The following is a 23,940-nucleotide window of genomic DNA, read 5'->3' on the forward strand; positions in this document are numbered from 1 at the left end:
TTTACGCCTCCATTAATAAAAGTTCAGGGTCGTTAAGTAGTCGTTTAATTTGGTTAAGTGCATGCTGTGCAGTAGCACCGTCAATAATTCTATGGTCAAAGCTCAATGACAATGCCAACACAGGTGCAGCCACAATTTCACCATTACGAACTACAGGCTTTTCAGCAATACGTCCAATTCCTAAAATAGCTACTTCTGGATGATTGATAACAGGAGTAAACCACTGACCGCCTGCCGATCCAATATTTGTGATGGTGCATGAAGCACCTTTCATTTCATTTGGAGCAAGTTTTCCACTGCGCGCTTTATCTGCAAGTTCATTAATTTCTTGTGAAATAGCGAAAACAGACTTTGTATCTGCACGTTTTACGACAGGAACTAATAGGCCTTTTTCAGTATCAGCAGCTATTCCGATATTAAAATAATGCTTCTGAATAATTTCATCTGTCTTATCATCGATTGAAGTGTTCAAGGCAGGGAATTCACGCAAGGCACTTACTAGTGCTTTTACAACATATGGCAAGAAAGTTAGCTTAATATTTTTCTCAGCTGCAACTTCCTTGAACTTTTTACGATGTGCTACGAGTTTTTCTACATCTACCTCATCCATTAACGTAACATGTGGGGCTGTATGCTTTGAATTTACCATTGCTCTTGCAATTGCTTTACGGATTCCACTCATTTTCTCACGAGTTTCTGGATATTCACCTTCTGGAATAACAGGTGCAGCCGCTGCTGTTTTAGTTTCTTCTTGAACAGGTGCAGTTTCCGCTGTTTCAGATACAGTTGGGCCGTTTAAGAACGCGTCGATATCTTCTTTCATGATCCGGTCATTTTTTCCAGTTCCAGAAACTAAACGAATATCTACACCTTTTTCTCTCGCATATTTCCGTACTGAAGGCATAGCAATTACACGTTGATTTGGATCCGCCTCTTTTTCAGGCTGTGCTCCAGCACCTGTAGTTTCCGCTTTTGCTTCCCCGGCTTTTTCAGCTTTTACTTCTTCTTTATTAATCTCTTGTCCGGCTTCTGCTGTAGATTGAACATTTGCTTCAGTCGTTTCTTCACCATGATCACCTTTAAATTGGAGATCTTCATATCCAGGTGCGTCAAATTTTATTAATACATCTCCTACTGTAGCTGTTGTACCTTCCTCTACAAGGATTTCCTCAACAGTACCAGCAACGGGAGACGGAATTTCAACAACGGCTTTGTCATTTTGAACTTCACAAAGTACATCGTCTTCCGCGACTTTGTCACCAGGTTTTACAAACCACTTTACAATATCTCCTTCGTGGATACCCTCACCGATATCTGGCATTCTAAATTGAAATGACAATGTGTTCACCCTCCTATTAGATAATAGTGATTAAAATTGTAATACTTTCTTTGCAGTTTCGATAATATCTTTATGGTTAGGCAACCACACAGGTTCTGCTTGTGAGAACGGGTAGACTGTATCTGGCGCTGCAACTCGAAGTACAGGCGCTTCCAAGCTAAGAATGGCACGATCACTAATTTCTGCTACCACTTGAGCGGCGATTCCAGCTTGTTTTTGTGCTTCTTGAACGACAATTGCCCGGTTTGTTTTTTCAACTGAAGTAATAATTGTATCTATATCAAGTGGGCTTATTGTACGAAGATCGATCACCTCAACTGAATGACCTTCTTTTTCAAGTTCTTCAGCCGCTTTTAAAGAATCATGCACCATTGCACCGTATGCAACGATTGTCAAATCTGAACCTTCACGCTTCACTTCTGCTTTTCCTAAAGGAATTGTATATTCTTCTTCAGGCACTTCTTGGCGGAAGGAACGATATAATTTCATATGCTCTAAGAAAATAACTGGATCATTATCTCTAATGGCGGAAATTAAAAGTCCTTTAGCATCATATGGTGTAGAAGGAATTACTACTTTCAAACCTGGCTGTTGGGCCATTAATCCTTCAAGGCTATCGGCATGCATTTCCGGAGTATGTACTCCCCCTCCAAATGGTGAACGGATTGTAATTGGTGCATGGAATGTTCCGCCTGTCCGGTATCTCCAACGAGCCATTTGTCCACTCACAGAATCCATCACTTCAAATAAAAATCCGAAGAACTGAATTTCAGGAACGGGACGGAAGCCTTGAGTCGTTAATCCAATGGCCAAACCACCGATTCCCGACTCTGCAAGTGGCGTATCAAACACTCGGTCCTCTCCGAATTCTTTTTGCAATCCTTCTGTAGCTCGGAAAACCCCTCCGTTAACACCGACATCTTCTCCAAACACGAGAACATTTTCATCGTTGCGCAATTCAGTGCGAAGCGCATCCGTGATAGCTTGAATCATAGTCATTTGCGCCATGGTTTACTTCGACTCCTTCTCTTTATAAATTTCATACTGTTCCTGTAAATTGTTAGGAAGCTCTTCATACATGTTTGAAATCAAGTCAGTGACCTTTTGTTTCGGAGTATCATCCGCTTTTTTGATCGCTACCTTAATATCTTCTTTTGCTTGCTCAATTACTTCGTTTTCTTTTTCTTCATTCCAAATTCCTTTATTTACTAAGTAATTGCGGAATCTTACAAGCGGATCCTTTTTCTCCCATTCGCTATCTGTATCAGATGTACGGTAACGAGTTGGGTCATCTCCAGCCATCGTATGAGGACCGTAGCGATAGCACATAGTTTCAATTAATGTTGGTCCTTCACCATTAACGGCTCGCGCACGTGCTTCTTTTACGACTTTATATACTGCAAGTGGATCCATTCCGTCTACTAGCACCCCTGGAATACCAGCCGCAATCGCTTTTTGAGCGATAGTTGTAGCAGCAGTTTGCTTATCACGAGGAGTGGATATAGCAAATTGATTGTTTTGCACAATAAAGATTGCTGGAGCACCATATGCACCTGCAAAGTTGATTCCCTCGTAAAAATCGCCTTGAGAAGATCCGCCGTCACCTGTATACGTAACAGCTACTGCTTGTTTGCCGCGCTTTTTAAATCCTAGAGCTACACCTGCAGCTTGAACATATTGAGCACCGATAATGATTTGCGGTGGAATGACATTTACACCTTCAGGAATTTGATTTCCTACGAAATGTCCTCGAGAAAATAAAAATGCTTTATAAAGTGGAAGTCCATGCCAAATAATTTGCGGAACATCTCTATATCCCGGCAAAATAAAATCCTCTTTTTCAAGGGCAAAGTGAGATGCAAGCTGTGAAGCTTCTTGCCCTGCAGTAGGAGCATAAAAACCAAGGCGACCTTGACGGTTCAATGAAATACTACGCTGATCCAAAATTCTTGTATAAACCATACGACGCATTAATTCCGTAAGTTGTTCATCAGATAAATCTGGAACAAGCGCGTCTTCCACGATCTCTCCTTTTTCATTCAAGATCTGAACCATTTCAAATTGACTTTCAATATTTTCGAGTGTTTTCACAGCATCGAATTGTGTCTTCTTTGTTTTGGAAGCCATTGAAGCCACCTATCCTTTCTAATCATAATATTTGATGTCGGACATAAATTGCCCAAATGCGGGAGATTATTCATGTTCCGTCTTTTCATACTAGTATAGGTTTTCCACATTTCTCACGAAGAAAAACAGAAAAACTTTCCCATCTTATTAAATAAACTGTACTAATCTTTTTTGAAAAAATATTAATACAAAGTTTCACCACATTTAGAGTACATGAAAACAGTTTGTTCGTCAATGAATTAACATTGAGTGGCAATTTTCCTGTACCTATAAAAATAAACTGTACCATATTAAACTATGTATCTGTTTTATAAAAAAGAAATTTTAACTTAACTGTTATACATTAGATGCGGAAAGACAAAAAAACAGAAACGGAAGGGACGTCTCTGTTTTTTATACACATTAGCTATTCGTTTCTATATTTAATCCAGAATCTTTGTAGAATTTTAGTTTAGCTTCATTGAATTTTTTTGTTTGCTCATTAAATTGGTTATTCGCTTCATAAACACTATCATAGGCTTCGTTGGATGCTTCTATTTGCGCCTGTAATTCCTCAATTTTTAAATCTTCATTTTTAATCATTTCATAAATTTTTCGATCTTCGGCAAGTCCGTTCATATAAGATGAAAACAATTTATCATACGATTCATAGCGGCTATTCATTAATTCTTGTAACTCATCAGCTTGTTTTTTAAGTTTATCGTCTTTAATTTTATCAAATTCTTCTGATGCAAGCTGAAATTCCTTTTTTGATTCTTCAAGGGATTGTTTTTCTTTCTTCATATGTTCTTCTCTTTGATCTAAAATAGCAAGGGCTTCATCGGCGAGTTTAGATATTTGATCGAATTCTTTCATTCCTAAGTCCATAATTTGATCAAATATGTCTTTTTCGTTTGTTTCAAGTCTCTTTAATGGTTCTTGCTGTTTTTCGAAATCGGCTTCCTTCGCAGCTGTTTCTTCCAACGTTTGATAAATATTCTTTTCTGTCGATGAACAAGCCGATAAAATGACCGATAATAATAAAATAAAAACAATCGTATGTACCTTTCTCATCTAAATCCTCCTAACTGTTCCATCCTAACTATAACGGGATATAGTCTATTTGACAATAATGCAAAAAATAAAATAAGATGATTTTGATGCCATATTAAGATTACTTTCAAATAGATACTTGCTAAAACAGGAGTGATAATAATGATACTTATGAAAGATATTGTTCGCGAAGATCATCCGATATTACGGAAAATCGCAAAAGAAGTCCCTTTGCCACCTTCAAAAGAGGATGTAGACATTTTAAATAAGATGCAAGAATACTTAAAGAACAGCCAGGACCCAGAGATAAGTGAAAAATATGGTTTACGGGGTGGCGTAGGGCTTGCTGCACCACAAATCAATATACAAAAAAGAATGTTCGCAGTTCGGCTTGAAGATGAAAACGGTAAAAAATATCACTATTCATTGATAAACCCAAAAATAATTAGCCATTCAGTAGAAAAAGCATATTTGACTTCAGGCGAGGGCTGCTTATCTGTAGATCGCAGTGTTCCGGGATTTGTATTACGACATGCTAGAATTACGATTAAAGGATTCGATGTAGATGGGAAAGAGATAAAATTACGATTAAAAGGACTTCCTGCTATCGTCTTCCAACATGAGCTCGATCATTTAAATGGCATTATGTTTTATGATCATATTGATGGGAATAACCCGTTTTCCGTACCAGAAAGTGCTATTCCTGTTGAAAGATAATTTTATGCTGTCAAGAAAAAACATATCTTGACAGCTTTTTATTTAATCGTTTCAAAATTTCCTTCCAATAATCCTACTTCTATTAATCCGTTTACTATTCCATCTTCATCAACATTTGTTGTTATTAAATCTGCGTGCATTTTAACTGCCTCATGTGCATTTCCCATTGCTATTCCAGTTCCTACTGTTTGCAGCATCTCTATATCATTCAGACCATCACCAAATGCATATGTATTCTCCATCTCAAACCCTAACCTAGCAATCAGTTTTTTTATTCCTTCAGCCTTTGAACCTCCCTTTGGAACGACATCCAAAGATTCCTCATGCCATCTGATAAAAGTAAGGTTTTTTTCAAAATCAGTTAAATAAGAATCTTCACCCTCTTTTGCAAATAGAAGCGCTTGATATATATTTGTTTTTTCAAAAAAGTTTGGATCATATTCAGGATGGACCATTTTTAGCGTGCTAAGACTTTCTTCCACGCGGCTATCAAATTTGACATTGGATTTTAACGTAGATTCATTCAAAAATACTAAATGATGATGATGATTTTCTGCTGCTTGTATTAATTTCTTTAATTTTAGCGTATCCAAAGGATTTGCATAAACTACTTCATTTCCAAATACAACATATTGACCATTAAAACTTACGTATGATTCCATATCTAATTCTTTTAACAATTTAGTGACCATAAATGGTGCTCTTCCCGTTGCAATCGCTGTATAAATACCATTCATTTGTAATGTCTTAATAGCAGCCTTAGTAGAAGCCGGCAGATTTTTTTCATCGTCAAGCAATGTTCCATCAATATCAAAGAAAACTATTTTTTTCATTTCTTATCTCCTCGTCTAATTTTTCTATTCATGATAGAGAGTACATAAAAAGCATATAATAAAACCGATTAATATGCACAAATTTACATTTTCTATTTGCAAGTTGCTTTTACTTTGGACCAGTATCGGTTAAAATAGAAATTAAGGAGTGATCCACAATGTTTAATAAGCTAAGAAAAAAGCTTTTGAAACAGTGGAAAGATTTACTTAGAAAAAAAACAATTGCTTAATGAACAATTAAGGTCCCTCTGTTTTTTTCGGAGGGCTTATTCTTTATAATAGGCTATTTCAATAGAAGGCCCTTGATTTAATGACAAATAAAGTTTATTGTGCCTAAAAAAGCTAATGTTTTTTTATTTATAAATTATGACAACGGAGTTAAGGAGAGATTATGATGATTTTTAAAGTTTATTATCAAGATAACAAGAATGAAATGCTCGTTCGCGAAAAAACTAAATCCATGTATATGGAAGCGGACAATGAACGCGCTGTTCGCGATTTACTAAAAAACCAACTTATCAATATTGAATTTGTTCAATTGCTGGAAGGCTCATATCTTGATTATGAAAAGCAAAGTGAGCATTTTAAACTACAGGAGAATGTACCACTATGAAATTTGTAAAAAATGACCAAACTGCAGTATTTGCTCTCGGCGGACTAGGCGAAATAGGAAAAAACACATACGCCGTTCAATTTCAAGATGAAATCATCATGATTGACGCTGGCATCAAATTTCCAGAAGATGAATTGCTTGGGATTGATTATGTTATTCCCGATTATACGTATGTTGTTAAAAATGCTGATAAAATAAAAGGTTTATTTGTTACACATGGACATGAAGATCATATTGGGGGGATCCCTTATTTACTTCGTCAAGTGAATATCCCTATATATGCAGGAAAATTAGCGATTGGCCTAATTAAAAACAAGTTAGAAGAGCACGGGCTTTTGCGACAAACAAAGTTTTTTGAAATAAAAGAAGACGATGTTATTAAATTTAGAAAAACTTCGGTTACTTTTTTCCGTACAACTCACAGCATTCCCGATTCATACGGGATTGTTGTAAAAACACCACCTGGAAACATTGTTCATACAGGGGATTTCAAATTTGATTTTACACCCGTTGGAGAACCAGCCAATTTGACTAAAATGGCTGAAATAGGAAAAGAAGGTGTTCTTTGTCTATTATCAGACAGTACGAATGCAGAAGTTCCTCACTTTACAATGTCTGAAAGACGAGTTGGCGATAGTATTCACGATATATTCCGCAAAGTAGATGGCCGTGTCATATTTGCGACTTTCGCTTCTAATATTCATCGTCTTCAGCAAGTAACGGATGCAGCAGTGGCAAACGGAAGAAAAATAGCTGTTTTCGGACGTAGTATGGATGCCGCGATAGAAATAGGACAAGAACTAGGATATATTCGTGCTCCAAAAGACACATTTATATCTACACAGCAGTTAAATCGCCTTCCCGCCAATAAAGTGACCATCCTTTGTACTGGGAGTCAAGGTGAACCGATGGCTGCATTATCGAGAATTGCAAATGGGACACATCGTCAAATCCAAATACAGCCGGGCGATACAGTTGTTTTCTCTTCATCTCCTATTCCAGGGAATACAATTAGTGTTAATCGGACAATCAATTTATTGTACCGCGCCGGTGCCGATGTTATTGCTGGTTCCTTAAACGATATTCATACATCCGGTCATGGTGGACAGCAAGAACAAAAATTAATGCTTAGACTAATGAAACCAAAATTCTTTATGCCTATTCACGGAGAATTTCGTATGCAAAAGACACATGCTCAGCTAGCAATTGAGTGCGATGTCCGTGAAGAAAACTGCTTTATTATGGATAATGGCGATGTACTCGCCTTAACCGATCAAACTGCAGAAATTACGGGAAAGATTCCTTCCGGAAATGTATATATTGATGGAAGTGGCATAGGGGATATTGGAAATATTGTACTGCGTGATAGACGAATTCTATCTGAAGAAGGTTTAGTCATTGTTGTCGTTTCGATAGATATGGAAAATCACACAATTGCGGCAGGACCAGATATAATTTCTCGTGGATTTGTATATATGCGCGAATCTGGAGATTTGATTAATGAAGCACAAAGAATGATCAGTAAGCATTTAAATAAAATCATGGAGCGAAAAACGTCTCAATGGTCAGAAATAAAGAATGAAATTACTGATACATTAACTCCATTTTTATATGAAAAGACAAAACGCAAACCGATGATTTTGCCGATTATTATGGAAGTGTGAAATAATTATAAAAAGGACCGAGACAATTTTCCACGGTCCTTTTTCTTATTCCATCACTTTCTTTTCAAAGCGATTTATATCACTATCTGCACCAATTACAATAAGGATATCATCCTTTTTAAGTGGATCATCCGCTTGAGGCGAAACAATTATCTCGGATCCCCTTTTTATTGCTACGATATTCAATCCGTATTTTGCCCTTACATCGATTTCAACTAATGAACGACCTGCAAGCAATTCATTTACTTTTATTTCAACGATGCTATATTCATCCGATAATTCTAGGTAATCCAATATATTATTGGAAACGATATAATGGGCAATACGTTTTCCCATATCCCTTTCAGGATGGACGACATAATCTGCCCCAATTTTCAAAAGCACTTTTTCGTGATAATCATTTTGCGCTTTGACTGTAATATGATTTACTCCGATTTCCTTCAGCATAAGCGTCGTTAAAATGCTCGATTGGATATCTTCACCAATTGCAACAATAACATGGTCAAAATTTCGTATTCCTAAGCTCTTTAAGATATTTTCATCTGTTGTATCTGCAATGACTGCATGAGTAGCAATGGAGGCAAATTCATTGACGCGATCCTCGTTTTTATCCATTGCCAGTACTTCCATACCTTGCTCCGCGAGTTCACGGCAAATACTTCCTCCAAAGCGCCCAAGTCCGATAACCGCAAATTGTTTTTTCACAGGTGTAATTCCTCCGTTTATTCAAATGATGATTATGATTGATTAACAAGTTGATTTTTAAAAGCATAAATAGCCGCTTGTGTTCGGTCCTGTATTTCCAGCTTGCTTAAAATATTGCTGACATGTGTTTTGACCGTTTTTAATCCTATAAATAATTCTTCAGCAATTTCTTGATTTGTTTTTCCTTCTGCAATAAGAAGTAATATTTCATATTCTCGATTCGTTAAATTTTCGTGAAGTTGCGGCTTATTTCCTTGCTTCATTCTCGCCATCATCTTTCCCGTAACTTCAGGTTCAAGAACGGATTGACCTTTATGAGTCGCCCTAACGGCATCTGCAATTTCACTGGCTGTCGATGTTTTCAATATGTAACTAGTCGCGCCAGCTTCTAATGCAGGATACACCTTTTCATCATCTAGAAAGCTCGTAACGATAATGACTTTTGCACTTGGCCATTCCTTAATAATCGCTTTAGTTGCTTCTATCCCGTCCATCTCGTCCATTACGAGATCCATAAGGATGATATCTGGCCGCAATGATAATGCCATTTCCGCGCCTTTTGCCCCATTTTCGGCTTCCCCTATTACCTCAATATCTGTTTGAATCGAAAGATAAGCCGAAACCCCGATGCGGACCATTTCATGATCATCCACAAGTAGTACCTTAATCATACTCCTCATCCTCTTTTAAATAAATTGGTATTTTCACTTCGATATTAGACCCTTTTCCAAGAATACTAATCAGTTTTACACTCCCACCAATTTCTGCGGCTCTTTCTTTAATATTCGTTAAACCATATGAACCTGATTTGGCATTTTCCACATCAAATCCTTGGCCATTATCCATTACTTTCAAGAATACGACTTGATTAATTTGCTTTAAATTTACCTCTAGTAAGCTGGCCTTCGCATGCCGCAAAGTATTCGAAACAGCTTCTTGAACAATTCGGAATAAATGATCTTCAACGCCTTTATCTAATGTAACATCTTGAATATTCCAAATTACCTCTAAAGGCAACTTAGAGGTTAGTTCAGAAAGAAGCTCCTCTATTCCGGATTTCAAGCTTTTCCCCTCGAGTTGAATGGGTCTAAGATGTAAAAGCAATGCTCTCATTTCGGTTTGTGCTTGATTAATGATTCCTTCAACAAGTTTTCGTTGTTTCACAGCAGTCTCGCTTGTTGGATTCGGGTTTTGATTAATGGCTGATAAAAGCATAGTGGCAGCAAATAATTGTTGGCTTACCGAATCATGCAGTTCCCGGGCAAGTCTGTTTCGTTCTTTCGTCAATACTTCCTCTTTTAATTGATTATTCCATTCCACTTTTTCGTTAGCCAATTTTTGTTGTACAATTGCTTGTTCTTTAAGACGACGCGAAATTCCTTCTATTCTATGCCATATTATTAAAAAATCATCATGATGCTTTCTATTTTCAGGCTTGAACTCGTAATTCCCCTGTTCAATCTCTAATAAACTAGCGGCAACCTCATCACTTTTCTGATGCACAGAATACCCAATAATCCACCCTGTTACTGCTCCAAATATAATACAAATGAGTAAAATAAAAATTCCGTTAGGCAATAAAAATATACTTTCTTTGAGCAACGCAGTATACCAGTCGGCATCAATTAAAAAAATCAGGGCAAAACCAACAAAAATAGAAGTGATAAAGGCAGCTGAAGCAAAGTAAATTGAGAATGTGATTTGGATTCTCATATTCGCCTCACCTCAACATTGCCTATCACAACATTAGTGATGATTTTTATTGTACGAACCGCTTTTTCATTACTATCTGGGTGATAAATAATATTAGAATTAAAAATGTCCGTCTCTTCGTTAAATACTTTCAACTTTCCACTTATTGCCGAATGATTCACAACGACAGAAGCATCAAAAGGAACAAGTAATTGGACATTTCCGATAAGGCTTCTAATTACGACCGTGCTTTCACCTGGAGGAAGCATGGTCATTCCAAGATCGATTACCGTATCACCAAGTCCACATTGAATATTTATATCATCCCATTCAAAAACTTCATTCACCTTTTTTTGACTTCCGAAAAAGATGTTTTTAATAAAAGGTTGTTTTTTCTTTAATATTGTCGATTTTGGATCAGGTTCAATTGTTTGCACTACTATTTTATGGGCTTGCTTTTTAGTTTTTGAGTACTCTATTAATCCATATATAACGACTACAAAAATAAAAAATTTTAGAAATGCAGAAGATAGAATTGGAATTGCAATTAAAATCAAACCAAAAATCAAACGAACATTGCTTTTTTTACGAGAGTTTCTTGCTGTATATAATAGAAAACAGCCAATCACTAGAGGGATAAAAAGCTGCCAATTAAAAAGAATTTCAAATCCCATACCAATGGCAGAAATCAACATAAACCAGCCCATCAGACTCGTTTTGCTCATTTTCTTCATTTTATTCCTCCTCCTTTCCCCGAAAAGCTATTATGAAAGTGGAAAGAAAGGCGACATACAACGCCTTTCTTAAACACTGTTATTGTACCACGTTTTCTTGAATCTGTTTTTGTTTTTCTGCATTATTTAGTTCTTTTGCCAGCTTTTGAATCTTGGCGTCGAAAATAGTAATTTCATATTCGTCATCAAAATTTGTTTCTTTTTGTTTCATATCGGATTCTACCGTTTCAAAGTTTTCAGCAGCATCGCCAAATTCCGATTCACTTAATAATTTATTCATTTTCTCCTTCATCGAAAGGACATTTTCTTTACCCATCAGCTCTAGTCTTTTAATATGCATATCCTTTACTTTTAATTTCATTTCTTCGTATTTCTGCTCTAATTCAGATAATTGCTGAATAGCTGTTTCATAAGCCTGCCCGAGACGATCTGCTTGCTGTTCTGCCTGTGCCTGATAAAGAATGGCTGTCTCTGCCAATGAATCTTCACCAGCTTGGATTGCTAGATCCCTTTGTTCTTTACGCTTATTAGCTAGTGCATTTGCAAGCTTCCATTCTTTATAAAACTCATTCTTTAGCAATCTTTGTCTCTCAACCAATTTCCCTGCCTTCTCTACTTCTTTTTCACTGTCGCGAACATATTTGTTTAGAAGTGAAATTGGATTTTGCTTTACTTTCATTTCTGTTACACCTTGGAAATCCTCTACAATTGATTGTTTCATTTTTTCAAAAAAGTTTGTCATGATCTTGTTCCCTCTTTTCATTTATCTTTGATTTTTTAATTTTTCCCATTCGCGTTCGAATCCCTTGAAAGGATCTTCTTCATTATTTACAACAGGGGGTGTTTCTTTATTTCTATCCCAATTTTTATATCCTGTATAAAGGATATAGATTGCAGCAATGCCGGCTAATGCCGGGAGGCTTCCTAGCAGACCTGAAAAACCTATCAACCCAATTATTGCCCAAATGATTTTTCCGACTGTTGAATTTGTTGCCATAAATTGTTTATAGGAAAAGTAAACTATAAACAGGCTGATAGCCAACCCCACAATGTGACCTACGCTAGATAGCGCGATAATCGCCAATATAACAGCTGCTGTAATAAGTAAAAACTTTTTCATTACTTTTTCCTCCTTCCGTTCTCTATGACTTAACTTTAAAGGAAAACGAAAGAACCATTAACCAGCTAGAGCTCGATTTTTTTCTCGGTCTAGAGGCTGATTTTAGGAAGAAAAACCTGATTTTCTACATTGAACGTTGATTTCCGCTCCAGGCGCTCGCTTTCCGCGGGGAGTACGGGAGCTTCCTCGGCACTGCGTGCCTGCGGGATCTCCCGGAGACTCTTTTTCCCGCGACGGACAGGACGACGTTGGCCACAGGACGTGGCCGACCAGGAGTCTCGCGCCTTCCGCTACAATCAACTTAGCGACTTAATTCATTATGGACTTAAAAAAGCAAAAAAAGGCTCTAGGAATTTCAAGGAGTAAATATACCGAATCTTTACAAACTTTGAAGCCTTACCAAGGTAGTAGGTTACAAAAATTCAAAAGCGCTGGCAATAAGACCGACAGAATTATGCCGGAAAGCAGGTTGAAGTCCTATATATAGGCTAAATCGTATCGACTTTCGATAAAGAAAGAGATTTGAGGGCAAGATATAGTCAAACGCCCTACTATGAGCAAAAGAATATCCAGTTGATTGGAATGGAAGGCGGCGCCTCCTGGGGGATTAGCGTGACAGGTGAGATCCCGCAGGAGCGTAGCGACGAGGAAGCTCACCGCACGCCCCCCGGAAAGCGTCCGCCTGGAATGGAAATCAACGGTGGCAGGCGGACGCTTTGTATGTAAATTATTTATCTCATTCATTACAAAATAAAAAAAGGATGCTCCTAAGCACCCTTTACTCTTCCCTATTTTTTATATGTGTCCAGCCATCCTTTTGAACGATCTTTTCTTCTTTCATTAGTTTTCCGAGGGCTCTTTTAAATGCACCTTTGCTCATATTAAATCGTTTTTGAATTTCTTCGGGCAAGCTTTTGTCCCAGTAAGGCATGGAGCCGCCGCGTCCTTGCAAATACTCATAGATTTTGTTCGCGTCATCATCCATTTGTTCATGTGTTCTAGGCAGTAAAGAAACGTTGATTGTTCCGTCTTCTTTAACGTCGATGACCCGACCCTCTACCTCTTGACCAAGACGAGGTTCTTGCTTTCTTTCACTTTCATGAATAAATCCCATATAGCCTTCTTCGGTTATTATGAAAGATCCGGCGAGAAGCAGTCTGTATACTGTCCCTTTTACATTTTTATTAAAAACACTAGGTTCGGCTGGAACCGCTAATTGCCTCATTACCTCTTCCGTTCCAAGTTTTCCGTACAATCGATCTTTATTATCTACTTTTAATGAACAATAAAGCTTGTCCCCAACCGTTGGCCATAATGAAAAAAGAGCAGGCATATCATCCATTGAAACAAGAATATCCTTCTTTAATCCGATATTTATGAAGACACCTAAGTTCTTTTTAACTTCCACAACTTCGGCCCAATCATACTGCCCAGTTTGAACGGAAGGAATCGTTAAGGTTGCAGAAAGCCTTCCTTCATGGTCCTGATATAAAAACACTTCAAGTTCCTCGTCAACCGTTATCGATTCTCTTACTTCAGTATGATGCAATAATACATCTTCTTCGCCATCTGTTAAGAAAAATCCAAAAGGCACTTCCCTCGCGACTCGAAGTTTTACTACTGTTCCAGCTTCCACCTTATAATCCCCTGCTTTCAATGAATCCTGATATTAACTTCACAAATTATACCATTATAAAGGAGTAATACAAAAAATTGCTCCTTTGTTAAGCGTATTGCTTTTCATTTTCCACTTTTCTCTCCCTTAAAAACAAGATAACAACGATGAAGGTTCCAATTAATGCAGAAATTGAACCCATTCTATACATATAGTCTCCACCAAATTTCTCCATTAAATAACCACCAACAGAGCTGCCAATAATAGGAGCAAGTCCATTGAATGTTGCAAAATAGGCTGTTTGGCCAGTTGCAATCATTTCTCTTGGAATAATCGATGCAATATATTGAAGAGATGCAACCATAAAGATAGCGAATGTTACACTATGCATGGCTTGCGACGAAACGAGCAAAATTGGTTCTGAAAGTAGGCTATATAAAAACCAGCGAACGGTGTAAAAACATCCTGCTATGCTAATAAGTACTAAAAGTGGAATTTTTCTCATTAATATATACATGATGCCAACGACCGGGGCCTCACTTAAAGCGGAAAATGTCCATGCAAGTCCAATTAGTCCCTCTTTTGCCCCAAACGATTTTAAATACAATGCCAACATCCCATCATTCATTCTATGAGGGATGGCAATAAATAAAACGGCAATTAAAAAAACAAGAAATTGCGGATTGCGAAATGCCTTCTTAAAGCCCTCTTTCGTAACTGCTTTTCTAGGAGCCTTTGAATCTGAGAGCTTTAAGGCTATTAAAAAAATACCAACAATGATGATCGTATAAATAATCCATAAATATTGAATACCAATTTTCCCTATAATATACCCGATAATAAACGATGCGGTCGCAAAACCAATGGAACCCCATATACGAATGGATCCGTAGCTCACTCCATTTTCTTTTGCAAACGTAGTAGATAAACTATCAAGTAATGGTTGAATAGGAGACATAAAAAAATGAAATATGAGCATAAAAAAGATTAACAGTAACATAGTTGGACTAAAAAATATAGCCAAACCAATGACCAAAGTAGCTGCCAATAAAAGAATAATGATTTTTTTTACTGTTTGCTTTTTATCCGATATGATGCCCCAAAGTGGTTGAGAAAAAATTGCCACAATAGGGCCAACAGCCAACACAATCCCAATTTGTCCAGGACTTAGGCCCTTATAACGAAATAGCAACGGAAAAAAAGCATTAATAATTGACATAGCCCAATAGAAAAAAAAGTTAAACATTGATAATTGCAGCATTCGAGTATCCCCCAGGAAGTTAAAAGACTTTTTACTTTATTCTAACATGATAATACCGGGCCATAAATAATTATGGTGATGGTATTGTCATGACTATGCTAGAATGATAATATACAATCTTTCGAAAATTAGCTATAAAAAATGAAAGGATGATTTTAATGGGCAAAACGAAGCATCCTGGACCCATGAAACTCCCCAAAACCCCTGATCCAAAACATTGGGTAAGTCCCATTCCTTTTGGTCTTGGCAAGGTAAAGCCGAAACATATTCGCGACACAATGAAAGTCGTAATGGAGAATCGCGACAATCTTCCTTACGCGTATCGCATTCTTACTCAAGGTGTTTGCGATGGTTGCGCGCTTGGTGTTTCTGGACTTAACGACCAAACGTTAAAAGGACCACATCTTTGTACGACAAGGCTTAATGTCTTACGTTTAAATACGATGCCAGCTATAGAAGAAGCAGTTTTGCATAGTGATATTGATGAACTTCGAAAAATGAAAAGCAAAGAACTGCGGCAATTAGGGAGGATACCATATCCCTTATCAAGGAAACCAGGTGACAAGAAGTTTCGTAGAATTACGTGGGATGAGGCATTAAATAAAATCGCCAGTAAGATTAGAAGAATCGATCCTAAACAGCTAGCCTTTTTCTTGACAGCAAGAGGAATTACAAATGAGGTTTTTTATACTGGCGGAAAACTGGCAAGATTTTTAGGTACAAACAATATTGACAACGCTTCACGAATTTGCCATTCACCAAGTAAAACCGCATTAAAAAGATCTCTTGGCATTGGTGCTTCCAGCTGCAATTACCAAGATTGGATTGGAACAGACGTCCTCATTTTTTGGGGTTCTGTTGCGGCAAATAATCAGCCTGTTTCCACAAAATATATGTATGCGGCAAAAAGAAAAGGAACAAAAATTATTTGTATCAATCCATACAGAGAGCCCGCTATGGATGGTTATTGGGTCCCTTCCATCCCAGATTCGGCATTATTCGGCACAAAAATTGCCGATGATTTTTACCAAGTAAATATTGGTGGAGATATCGCCTTCATGAATGGCGTTATCAAACATTGGTTTGAAATGGAAGAAGAACTGCCTGGGTCTGCGATCGATCTTAATTTTATTCGTGACCATGCTAAGGGCATAGACAGTTTACGGGAGCATGTTGAAAATTTAGATTGGAAAGAACTTGAAATATCTTCTGGAATATCAAAGATAAGAATGTTGGAATTTGCCACTCTTCTTGCAAATGCCAAAAGTGGTGTTTTTGTTTGGTCGATGGGACTAACCCAACATCGTTTTGGCACCGATAACATTTCCCAAGTTGCCAATTTAGCCATTTTACGTGGATTTATTGGGCGTAAGTATTGTGGAGTTATGCCAATTCGCGGGCATTCAGGAGTACAAGGCTCTGGTGAAATGGGGGCGGATCCATTTTCACTTCCGGGAGGAGAATTTGATCAAACCAATATTGAACGTCTTGAAAAGCTCTGGAATTTTGAAATCCCCAAATGGCAAGGGGATATAGTTGGAGTTTCCTTAGAAAATGCCATGCTCCCTGAGGACCACGAACGAAAAATAAATGTCTTTTATACTTCTGGAGGAAACTTTCTAGAAACAATGCCTGATCCACATTTTATCGAGAAATGCTTACAAAATATAGATTTACGTGTACATCAAGATATCATCTTGAACAGTTCCACCCTTGTTGATGCTAAAGAAGAAGTGATTGTCCTCCCTGCCATGACAAGATATGAACAGCGTGGAGGCGGCACATCCACATCAACTGAACGGATGGTATACTTTTCTCCTGAAATTAAAGGACCTCGTATCGAGGAAGCCCGCTCGGAATGGGAGATCTACGTTGAACTTGCCGGACTCGTGAAACCGGAGGAAAAACATTTATTTCATTTTACAGAAGCAGAACAAATTCGTTCTGAGATTGCTGTTGCCAATCCTAATTATGACGGAATCCAGCATCTAAAAGAACGCGGCGATGTATTTCAATGGGGCGGCGCTTGGCTTTGTGAAGATGGGATATGTCCTACTGAAGATGGAAAAGCAAGTCTCATTCCAATTGAATTGCCTGATGTTAAAAAGCCTGACGGTAAGTTTTATTTAACGACTAGGCGCGGCAAGCAATTTAATTCCATGATTTATAGTGAAACAGATCCCTTTAATGATGCTGATCGTTATGATGTACTCATTCACCCTGAAGATGCACGTGCACATGGAATAGTAGATAAAGAGGCGGTTGTCGTTCATAACGACTATGGCACATTTCAAGGGAAAGCAAAATACGCTGATACGAGAAGAGGTAATATTTCAGTTTACTGGCCTGAAGGAAATGTTTTAATTCCGAAGGGGGTTTATGAGAAATACGCAGGAATACCAGAATACAATGCTAGCGTGACTGTAGAAAAAGCTGATTTATACCTTTCCCAAAAAGATACGAAGTATGTGGAAAAAAGGATTGAAGACCTTGAACAGGATATTAGTTAAGAAGGCGACTTTATGAACAATCATATGAAGGGCGAGCTAAAGGTAATAAAATACGATGGCGACGATTTACTCGAAACTATCGATTTAGCAGCTATAGAATATCCCATTACCATTTATGTGGATGACGAAGAATTTGCTACGATTGTGTGCAGTCCTACAAATTTGCAAGAACTCGTCATAGGTTTTCTTGCTTCAGAAGGAATAATTAGACATCCTAGTCAAATCCTTTCCATCGAAATTGATGAAAATCGTGGATTTGCCTATGTCCATCTAAAAATAAAGCAATCAATCAACAAGGAATTTTTCTCAAAGCGAATGATCGGTTCATGTTGTGGGAAAAGCAGGCAGTTTTATTTTTACAACGATGCCAATACAGCCAAAACCATTTTAAGTAAACATCTGTTATCCATTCATGACTGCTTTAAGTTAATGAATCAATTACAGGTAGACTCAATCGATTTCCGGCAAACAGGCGGGGTTCATAATGCCGCCCTTTGTACAAATGAAAATATCCTTTTCAGCTGTTCTGATATCGGAAGACATAATGCACTTGATAAACTCTATGGTCAAATATTACAAAAACATATTTCTGTAAAGGATAAGATTGTCGTTTTTAGCGGGAGAATTTCCTCAGAGGTCGTTTTGAAAATATCGAAAATCGGTGTAGGAATATTAATATCGAAATCTGCCCCAACGACTCTTGGAATAGAACTCGCAAACGATCTTGGGATAACGGTCATTGGTTTTGTAAGAAAAGAAAAGCTTAATATTTATTCCCATCCAGAACGGATAATTGAAGTTGAAAATTTTTCATATACAGAAATAAAGGAATAAAAGGATGTGCCTCTATGTGCACATCCTTTTACATTTCTAATTAAATCGCATCCATTACTTTAAATTGTGCTTCAATAAGACGGTAGTACTCGCCTCTTTGAGCAATTAGCTCGTCATGGTTGCCTTCTTCAATAATATTTCCTTGCTCTAAAACAAATATTTTGTCCGCATCGCGAATAGTCGATAACCTATGTGCAATAATGATGGACGTTCTTCCTTTTAATAAAGTCTTTAATGCATGTTGGATTTGCATTTCCGTTTCCGTATCAATACTTGCAGTCGCTTCATCAAGAATTATGATTCGAGGATCCGCAAGCAAGGCTCTCGCAAATGAAAGAAGCTGCCTTTCCCCAACAGATAGAATATTTCCTCTCTCTTCAACTTCCGTATCAAATCCCATTGGGAGGTTTTCAATAAATTTATCTGCGCCAATGGCACGTGCTGCTGATTTTACTTGCTCATCCGTAGCCGTAGGATTTCCGAATCGGATATTTTCTATTATGGTTCCTGAGAAAATAAATGTATCTTGCAGAACGACACTAATTTGATGACGTAGACTTTGAAGAGAAACTTCTTGTAAATCATGTCCATCGATTTTCACAGCACCAGCAGTGGGATCATAGAATCGTGTAATCAAGTTTGCTATCGTTGATTTCCCTGACCCTGTATGCCCAACTAAAGCAATTGTTTGCCCAGATAACATTTCAAGAGAAATACCCTTTAATGCTTTTCTCTTATCATCATATGAAAATTCAACATGATCAAATTCAATATGTCCAGCAATATCCTTAAGTTCGATCGGGTTTTTCTTCTCATGGACGATCGGACGCTCATCTAAATATTCAAAGATACGTTCCGATGAAGCCATCGCCATTAAGAGTTGATTATACAATTGCCCAATCCTTGAAATAGGCTCCCAAAACATTCCTAGGTAAAAAGCAAATGAAACAAATTGTCCTAATGATAATGAATCAGCCTGGATTAAATGTGCACCGTACCAAATTAGAACACCCGTACCAATTGCGTTCGTCAACTCAACTAATGGACGGAAAAAGGCACTTTTCTTCGTAGCGATTTGCCAAGCCTCATAGTTCTCATAATTGACGCCATCGAAAAACGCCATATTTTCTTTTTCTTGAGTAAAGCTTTGTGTAACACGGATTCCTTGAATACTTTCATTCAAATGTGAATTCAATTTAGATTGCTTGATTCTCATAAACTGCCAAGATCTACGAATGCTTTTACGCAACGTCGTAGAAATTAAGAACATTAATGGAAGAATGACTAGGACGGCTAATGTCAATTCGGGACTTAGTGTAAATAAGATAATAATTACACCAGCGAGCATTAACATATCCATAAAAATATTGATAACACCATTCGTAAACAAGTCCTGCAATGAATTCGTATCATTCATGATTCTCACAAGGATGGAACCCGCTGACCTTTGATCAAAGAAGGAATGGGAAAGTCCTTGCACATGTGTAAATACATGTTTCCTAAGATCATAGATTACCTTCTGACCAAGTTCATTGCTCCATTTAATCCGATAAATATTGGCTACGTACGATATTACGAAAAGGAAGGCAATAATCGCAACAATCCACATTAAATATGAAAGATTTTTTTCCTGCTTAATTGCTTTATCGAGTGCGTATACCCCAATTAATATCGGAATAATTAGCCTTACAGCCGTAGTTATTAATACTGTAATAATGGAAGCAGGCAATAAATTCTTCGAATATGGTTTTAAATAATCAAAGAGCCTCCCCATTTGTTTCCAGTTAAATGGTTTATCAATTAATTGTTCAGATGAATAGCGAAAACGTTCTAATACGAGTGGATTGATTTTTTTAGTTTTTTCCATTCTTTCTCACCCTCTCTGGCCTTGCAATATCGCCCTTTGATCTTGGAATTGGATTTTGTAGACGCGCTCGTACTGACCACCATTATGAATCAACTGATCATGAGTGCCTCTTTCTACAATTTTACCATCTTCCAATACAAGAATTTCATCGGCATGCTTCAACGAAGAAATACGATGGGCAATAATAAAGGTTGTTCTGCCCTTCATTACTTCCCTCATAGCACCTTGGATTTTAAACTCCGTTTCCATATCTACAGCACTAGTTGCGTCATCAAGAATTAATATGCTTGGATCAAGGCAAATGGACCTGGCGATGGCAATTCTTTGCTTTTGTCCACCTGATAATCCCATCCCACGTTCACCTAGTATGGTATCGTAGCCATCACGCAACTCGACGATAAAATTATGTGCATCTGCCCTCTTGGCAGCATCAATAATTACATCCATTGTTGCATCTGGTTTTCCGTATGCAATATTTGCTTTTATTGTTGAAGAGAAAAGGAAACTCTCTTGCAGCACAAACCCAATATTACTGCGTAGTGATTTTAAAGCATACTCATTTACATTTTTACCGTCGATTAAGACTTCACCAGATTCTGGCTCATAAAATCTTGTAATCAATTGGGTAATACTTGTTTTACCCGAACCAGTAGAACCTACAAGACCAATAATCTTTCCTGGTTCAGCTTTAAAACTAATATCCTTCAATGCAGAATTATCGTCACCTGCATATCTAAGGAATACATTTTTAAATTCAACTTCACCTTTTAAGCGGCTAGGAGCATAAGCATTTTCTTTATCTACAATATCTTCCTTAGCCTCTAAAATCTCAAGAAGTCTTTCCCCTGACGCTTTTGATTGCGAAAACATATTGATTGTAAATCCTAAACTCATAATCGGCCATAAAATATATCCTACTAAACTATAAAAAGCAACAAGCTCACCCGGTTGGAGTGATCCTTTTATAACGAGGTAGCCCCCAAATGAAAGTAAAGCAACTACACAAACGTTTCCAAGAAACTCCATCAATGGGAAATACTTAGCCCAAATATTTGAAGTCGAAATCATATTATCTTTGTAATCTGCATTGGAATCATTAAATTTCCCAGTTTGAAACTCTTCCCTGGACAACGATTTTACCGTGTTAATCCCTGAAATATTTTCTTGAACGTTTGTATTTAATTTACCAAATGATTTTCTGATTCCACGGAAAGCAGGATGCACCGCTCTATCAAACTTATACACTACAAAAAACAAAAAAGGCAGTGATATCATCGTTGCGAGTGTAAGTGGAACCGAATAATAAAACATGACCCCAAAGGCAACCGTTAACATTAAAATAAAGCGGAATAATTCTGAAAATCCAAAAGATAAAAAGAAACGGAACGATTCCACATCTGCGGTTAGCCGCGACATTAGATCACCCGTTTTTGCATTATCGTAATAACGAAATGGCAAAAACTGCAATTTCTCATATAATGCGTTACGTAAACTATATACGGCTTTGATTCCAAATATTTCTCCAGTATATTGTTGGATAAAAGTAACAATTCCTTTAATGATCATAATCCCTAAAAAACTAAGTGTTAATGGGACTATCCAACTGTACTGACCTTTCAATACTACTTCATCAATTGTTAGCTGAAGAATGATCGGATAAATAACTGTAATTGCCGTCACAAATAGCAAAAAGAACATTGAAATGAAAAAGTATTGTTTATATGGCCAGTAGTATTGCCTTAACTTTTTTAATGTGTCCATACAATTCCCTCCCCTGTGGCAATTGGCCGTAATAACTAATATATCGGCTTCCGAAATATTTTTCCACTATTTTTTCAAACTTTTTCACCTTTCCTCCCAATTTCGGAAACATCCTACTCCAAAAGTCTGAAGTTGATATATATATTATTTCTTCACATACAACATTATAACGCAAAAAAAACGCCCAACAAGTAATTTGGGCGCAAAATTAAATATAAAAAAAATTATGATTTTTCAACTTCATTCAATACACGATTAACTCTTTTTTCAAGCATTTTCATACCGCCGCCGCCAGCTTGAAAATGACGGAGCTTCCCTTCCTTATCAAATACGTAATAAGCTGGAACGTATTGATTTTCAAGAGAATCAGCAAATTTCAATTCACTATCGACAAAAATTGGTTGAGTAATCCCGTGTTCCGCTGCGACCTTTTTTATTTCTTCAAGATTTAGATCGTTCTCAGAGCGAGGCATATGAACAGCGACTACATTTAATTTATCGTTAAAGTCATCGCGGAATTGATTTACTTGTGGCATTGCTTCTTTGCAAAGATGGCAGCTAATAGACCAAAAATGGAATAAAGTTGGCTTTTCTCCAATCAATTCATCTTTTGTCACTTGACCATTCAGCCATTCTGTTGCACCAGCAAGCTCAGGCATCGGTTCTCTAAGTTTCATATATGAATCTCTCCTCTTGCATATTTCAAAGATAAGGACAGACACTTGGATGGCCTGTCCTCTTTATCGTCATATTAAACTGATAATGTTGCTTGTCCAGGTCTCCAGTTTGCTGGGCAAAGACCACCAGTTTGTAATGCTTGGAGAACACGTAATGTTTCGTCAACGTCACGACCGATATTGTTATGATTCACAACAGAATACATTAGCTCCCCTTCAGGGCTAATAATAAAGAGGCCACGAAGCGCAATTCCTTCTTCTTCAATCAATACACCGTATTCTTTTGCTACAGCATGGTTCGTATCAGCTGCAAGCGGATAGTTTAGATCTCCAAGACCGTTATCAGTTCGATCTGTTTTAATCCAAGCTAAATGAGTGTGGATTGTGTCAGTGGATACGCCAATAACTTCAGCATCCAAGTCTTCGAACTCGTCATATCTGTCAGAAAGAGCAGTGATTTCTGTTGGGCATACGAATGTAAAATCCATTGGATAGAAGAAAAGCACTGTCCATTTATCATTTTTCATATTTTCTTCTAAGCTTACCTTACCAAATTCTTTATTAGACATTACTGCTTCCATTTCGAAGCGAGGTGCCTGTTTTCCTACCATACGTTCTGCCATGATGAAAAAACCTCCGTTTTATTATTATTCCATTGAGAAAATAATGATGATATTCTCAATTATTAATAAGTCACAATTTATATTATAGGTTCGATGTTGAACTTTGTCAAATTTATTTATAATAACTATAAGTAAATAGTGATTTCATTTTATAGTATCGCCAAATTTGAGAAATAACATTCATCAATCTTCATCAATTCTCTAATCTAATCCTAT

Annotated in this window: 22 protein-coding genes; 5 read left to right on the forward strand and 17 right to left on the reverse strand. The window is 37.3% G+C overall.

Annotation, left to right across the window (positions count from 1 at the left end; genetic code table 11):
• Position 1 precedes the first annotated feature (1 nt).
• The 4 genes from NQ185_RS04260 to NQ185_RS04275 all read right to left on the reverse strand — a co-directional run bounded on the left by NQ185_RS04260 (position 2) and on the right by NQ185_RS04275 (position 4,519).
• Positions 2-1,321, reverse strand: a complete 1,320-nt coding sequence (locus tag NQ185_RS04260) for a dihydrolipoamide acetyltransferase family protein (protein WP_373370779.1) — start codon at positions 1,319-1,321, stop codon at positions 2-4.
• 48 nt (positions 1,322-1,369) lie between these two features.
• On the reverse strand, positions 1,370-2,347 hold the full coding sequence (locus tag NQ185_RS04265; RefSeq protein ID WP_257580313.1) for an alpha-ketoacid dehydrogenase subunit beta: 978 nt from the start codon (positions 2,345-2,347) through the stop codon (positions 1,370-1,372).
• Between the two features lie 3 nt (positions 2,348-2,350).
• The gene (pdhA, locus tag NQ185_RS04270; RefSeq protein WP_257580314.1) at positions 2,351-3,466 is read right to left on the reverse strand and encodes a pyruvate dehydrogenase (acetyl-transferring) E1 component subunit alpha; all 1,116 of its coding nucleotides are present in this window, start codon (positions 3,464-3,466) and stop codon (positions 2,351-2,353) included.
• 402 nt (positions 3,467-3,868) lie between these two features.
• Positions 3,869-4,519 carry a YkyA family protein gene (locus NQ185_RS04275; RefSeq protein ID WP_257580315.1) on the reverse strand — a complete coding sequence of 217 codons (651 nt, stop codon included), beginning with the start codon at positions 4,517-4,519 and terminating at the stop codon, positions 3,869-3,871.
• Between the two features lie 141 nt (positions 4,520-4,660).
• Here NQ185_RS04275 and def point away from each other — a divergent pair, with 141 nt between their 5' ends.
• Positions 4,661-5,215, forward strand: a complete 555-nt coding sequence (gene def / locus NQ185_RS04280; RefSeq protein ID WP_257580317.1) for a peptide deformylase — start codon at positions 4,661-4,663, stop codon at positions 5,213-5,215.
• A gap of 38 nt (positions 5,216-5,253) precedes the next feature.
• Here the strand turns inward: def and NQ185_RS04285 are convergent, their stop codons facing one another.
• Entirely contained in the window at positions 5,254-6,048 is a 795-nt protein-coding gene (locus tag NQ185_RS04285; protein WP_257580318.1) for a Cof-type HAD-IIB family hydrolase, read from the reverse strand.
• Between the two features lie 394 nt (positions 6,049-6,442).
• Here NQ185_RS04285 and NQ185_RS04290 point away from each other — a divergent pair, with 394 nt between their 5' ends.
• On the forward strand, positions 6,443-6,661 hold the full coding sequence (locus NQ185_RS04290) for a DNA-dependent RNA polymerase subunit epsilon (protein ID WP_257580319.1): 219 nt from the start codon (positions 6,443-6,445) through the stop codon (positions 6,659-6,661).
• Positions 6,658-8,325, forward strand: coding sequence for a ribonuclease J1 (gene rnjA, locus NQ185_RS04295; protein ID WP_257580321.1), 1,668 nt, complete (start codon positions 6,658-6,660; stop codon positions 8,323-8,325). Before NQ185_RS04290 ends, rnjA begins: the two co-directional genes overlap by 4 nt.
• 45 nt (positions 8,326-8,370) lie before the next feature.
• Here the strand turns inward: rnjA and NQ185_RS04300 are convergent, their stop codons facing one another.
• From NQ185_RS04300 to NQ185_RS04335, 8 genes are all read right to left on the reverse strand, one after another.
• Positions 8,371-9,030 carry a potassium channel family protein gene (locus NQ185_RS04300; protein ID WP_257580323.1) on the reverse strand — a complete coding sequence of 220 codons (660 nt, stop codon included), beginning with the start codon at positions 9,028-9,030 and terminating at the stop codon, positions 8,371-8,373.
• 32 nt (positions 9,031-9,062) lie between these two features.
• On the reverse strand, positions 9,063-9,701 hold the full coding sequence (locus NQ185_RS04305) for a response regulator (protein WP_257580324.1): 639 nt from the start codon (positions 9,699-9,701) through the stop codon (positions 9,063-9,065).
• Positions 9,694-10,743 carry a sensor histidine kinase gene (locus NQ185_RS04310; protein WP_257580325.1) on the reverse strand — a complete coding sequence of 350 codons (1,050 nt, stop codon included), beginning with the start codon at positions 10,741-10,743 and terminating at the stop codon, positions 9,694-9,696. The genes NQ185_RS04305 and NQ185_RS04310 overlap by 8 nt, the downstream gene beginning before the upstream one ends.
• On the reverse strand, positions 10,740-11,456 hold the full coding sequence (liaF, locus tag NQ185_RS04315; RefSeq protein WP_257580327.1) for a cell wall-active antibiotics response protein LiaF: 717 nt from the start codon (positions 11,454-11,456) through the stop codon (positions 10,740-10,742). Before liaF ends, NQ185_RS04310 begins: the two co-directional genes overlap by 4 nt.
• 79 nt (positions 11,457-11,535) lie before the next feature.
• Positions 11,536-12,198 carry a PspA/IM30 family protein gene (locus NQ185_RS04320; RefSeq protein ID WP_257580329.1) on the reverse strand — a complete coding sequence of 221 codons (663 nt, stop codon included), beginning with the start codon at positions 12,196-12,198 and terminating at the stop codon, positions 11,536-11,538.
• 21 nt (positions 12,199-12,219) lie between these two features.
• On the reverse strand, positions 12,220-12,576 hold the full coding sequence (locus NQ185_RS04325) for a lmo0954 family membrane protein (RefSeq protein WP_257580331.1): 357 nt from the start codon (positions 12,574-12,576) through the stop codon (positions 12,220-12,222).
• Positions 12,577-13,354: 778 nt separating this feature from the next.
• Positions 13,355-14,212, reverse strand: coding sequence for a CvfB family protein (locus NQ185_RS04330; RefSeq protein WP_257580332.1), 858 nt, complete (start codon positions 14,210-14,212; stop codon positions 13,355-13,357).
• A gap of 88 nt (positions 14,213-14,300) precedes the next feature.
• Positions 14,301-15,452 carry an MFS transporter gene (locus NQ185_RS04335; protein ID WP_257580333.1) on the reverse strand — a complete coding sequence of 384 codons (1,152 nt, stop codon included), beginning with the start codon at positions 15,450-15,452 and terminating at the stop codon, positions 14,301-14,303.
• A gap of 158 nt (positions 15,453-15,610) precedes the next feature.
• Between NQ185_RS04335 and NQ185_RS04340 the strand changes: the two genes are divergently transcribed.
• Complete coding sequence (locus NQ185_RS04340) at positions 15,611-17,962, forward strand: FdhF/YdeP family oxidoreductase (protein WP_257580334.1); 2,352 nt, start codon at positions 15,611-15,613, stop codon at positions 17,960-17,962.
• Positions 17,963-17,974: 12 nt separating this feature from the next.
• Positions 17,975-18,796, forward strand: coding sequence for a formate dehydrogenase accessory sulfurtransferase FdhD (fdhD, locus tag NQ185_RS04345; RefSeq protein WP_257580336.1), 822 nt, complete (start codon positions 17,975-17,977; stop codon positions 18,794-18,796).
• Positions 18,797-18,836: 40 nt separating this feature from the next.
• Here fdhD and NQ185_RS04350 read toward each other — a convergent pair whose 3' ends face one another.
• The 4 genes from NQ185_RS04350 to NQ185_RS04365 form a co-directional block, all read right to left on the reverse strand.
• Positions 18,837-20,663, reverse strand: coding sequence for an ABC transporter ATP-binding protein (locus tag NQ185_RS04350; protein ID WP_257580338.1), 1,827 nt, complete (start codon positions 20,661-20,663; stop codon positions 18,837-18,839).
• Positions 20,664-20,669: 6 nt separating this feature from the next.
• A complete protein-coding gene (locus NQ185_RS04355) occupies positions 20,670-22,424 on the reverse strand; it encodes an ABC transporter ATP-binding protein (protein ID WP_257580339.1) in 1,755 nt (584 codons plus the stop codon).
• Positions 22,425-22,648: 224 nt separating this feature from the next.
• On the reverse strand, positions 22,649-23,101 hold the full coding sequence (locus tag NQ185_RS04360; RefSeq protein ID WP_257580341.1) for a TlpA family protein disulfide reductase: 453 nt from the start codon (positions 23,099-23,101) through the stop codon (positions 22,649-22,651).
• Between the two features lie 74 nt (positions 23,102-23,175).
• Positions 23,176-23,724, reverse strand: a complete 549-nt coding sequence (locus NQ185_RS04365; RefSeq protein WP_257580342.1) for a peroxiredoxin — start codon at positions 23,722-23,724, stop codon at positions 23,176-23,178.
• Positions 23,725-23,940 lie beyond the last annotated feature (216 nt).

Source organism: Lederbergia panacisoli (genome assembly GCF_024626525.1).
Taxonomy (GTDB): domain Bacteria; phylum Bacillota; class Bacilli; order Bacillales; family Bacillaceae_C; genus Lederbergia; species Lederbergia panacisoli.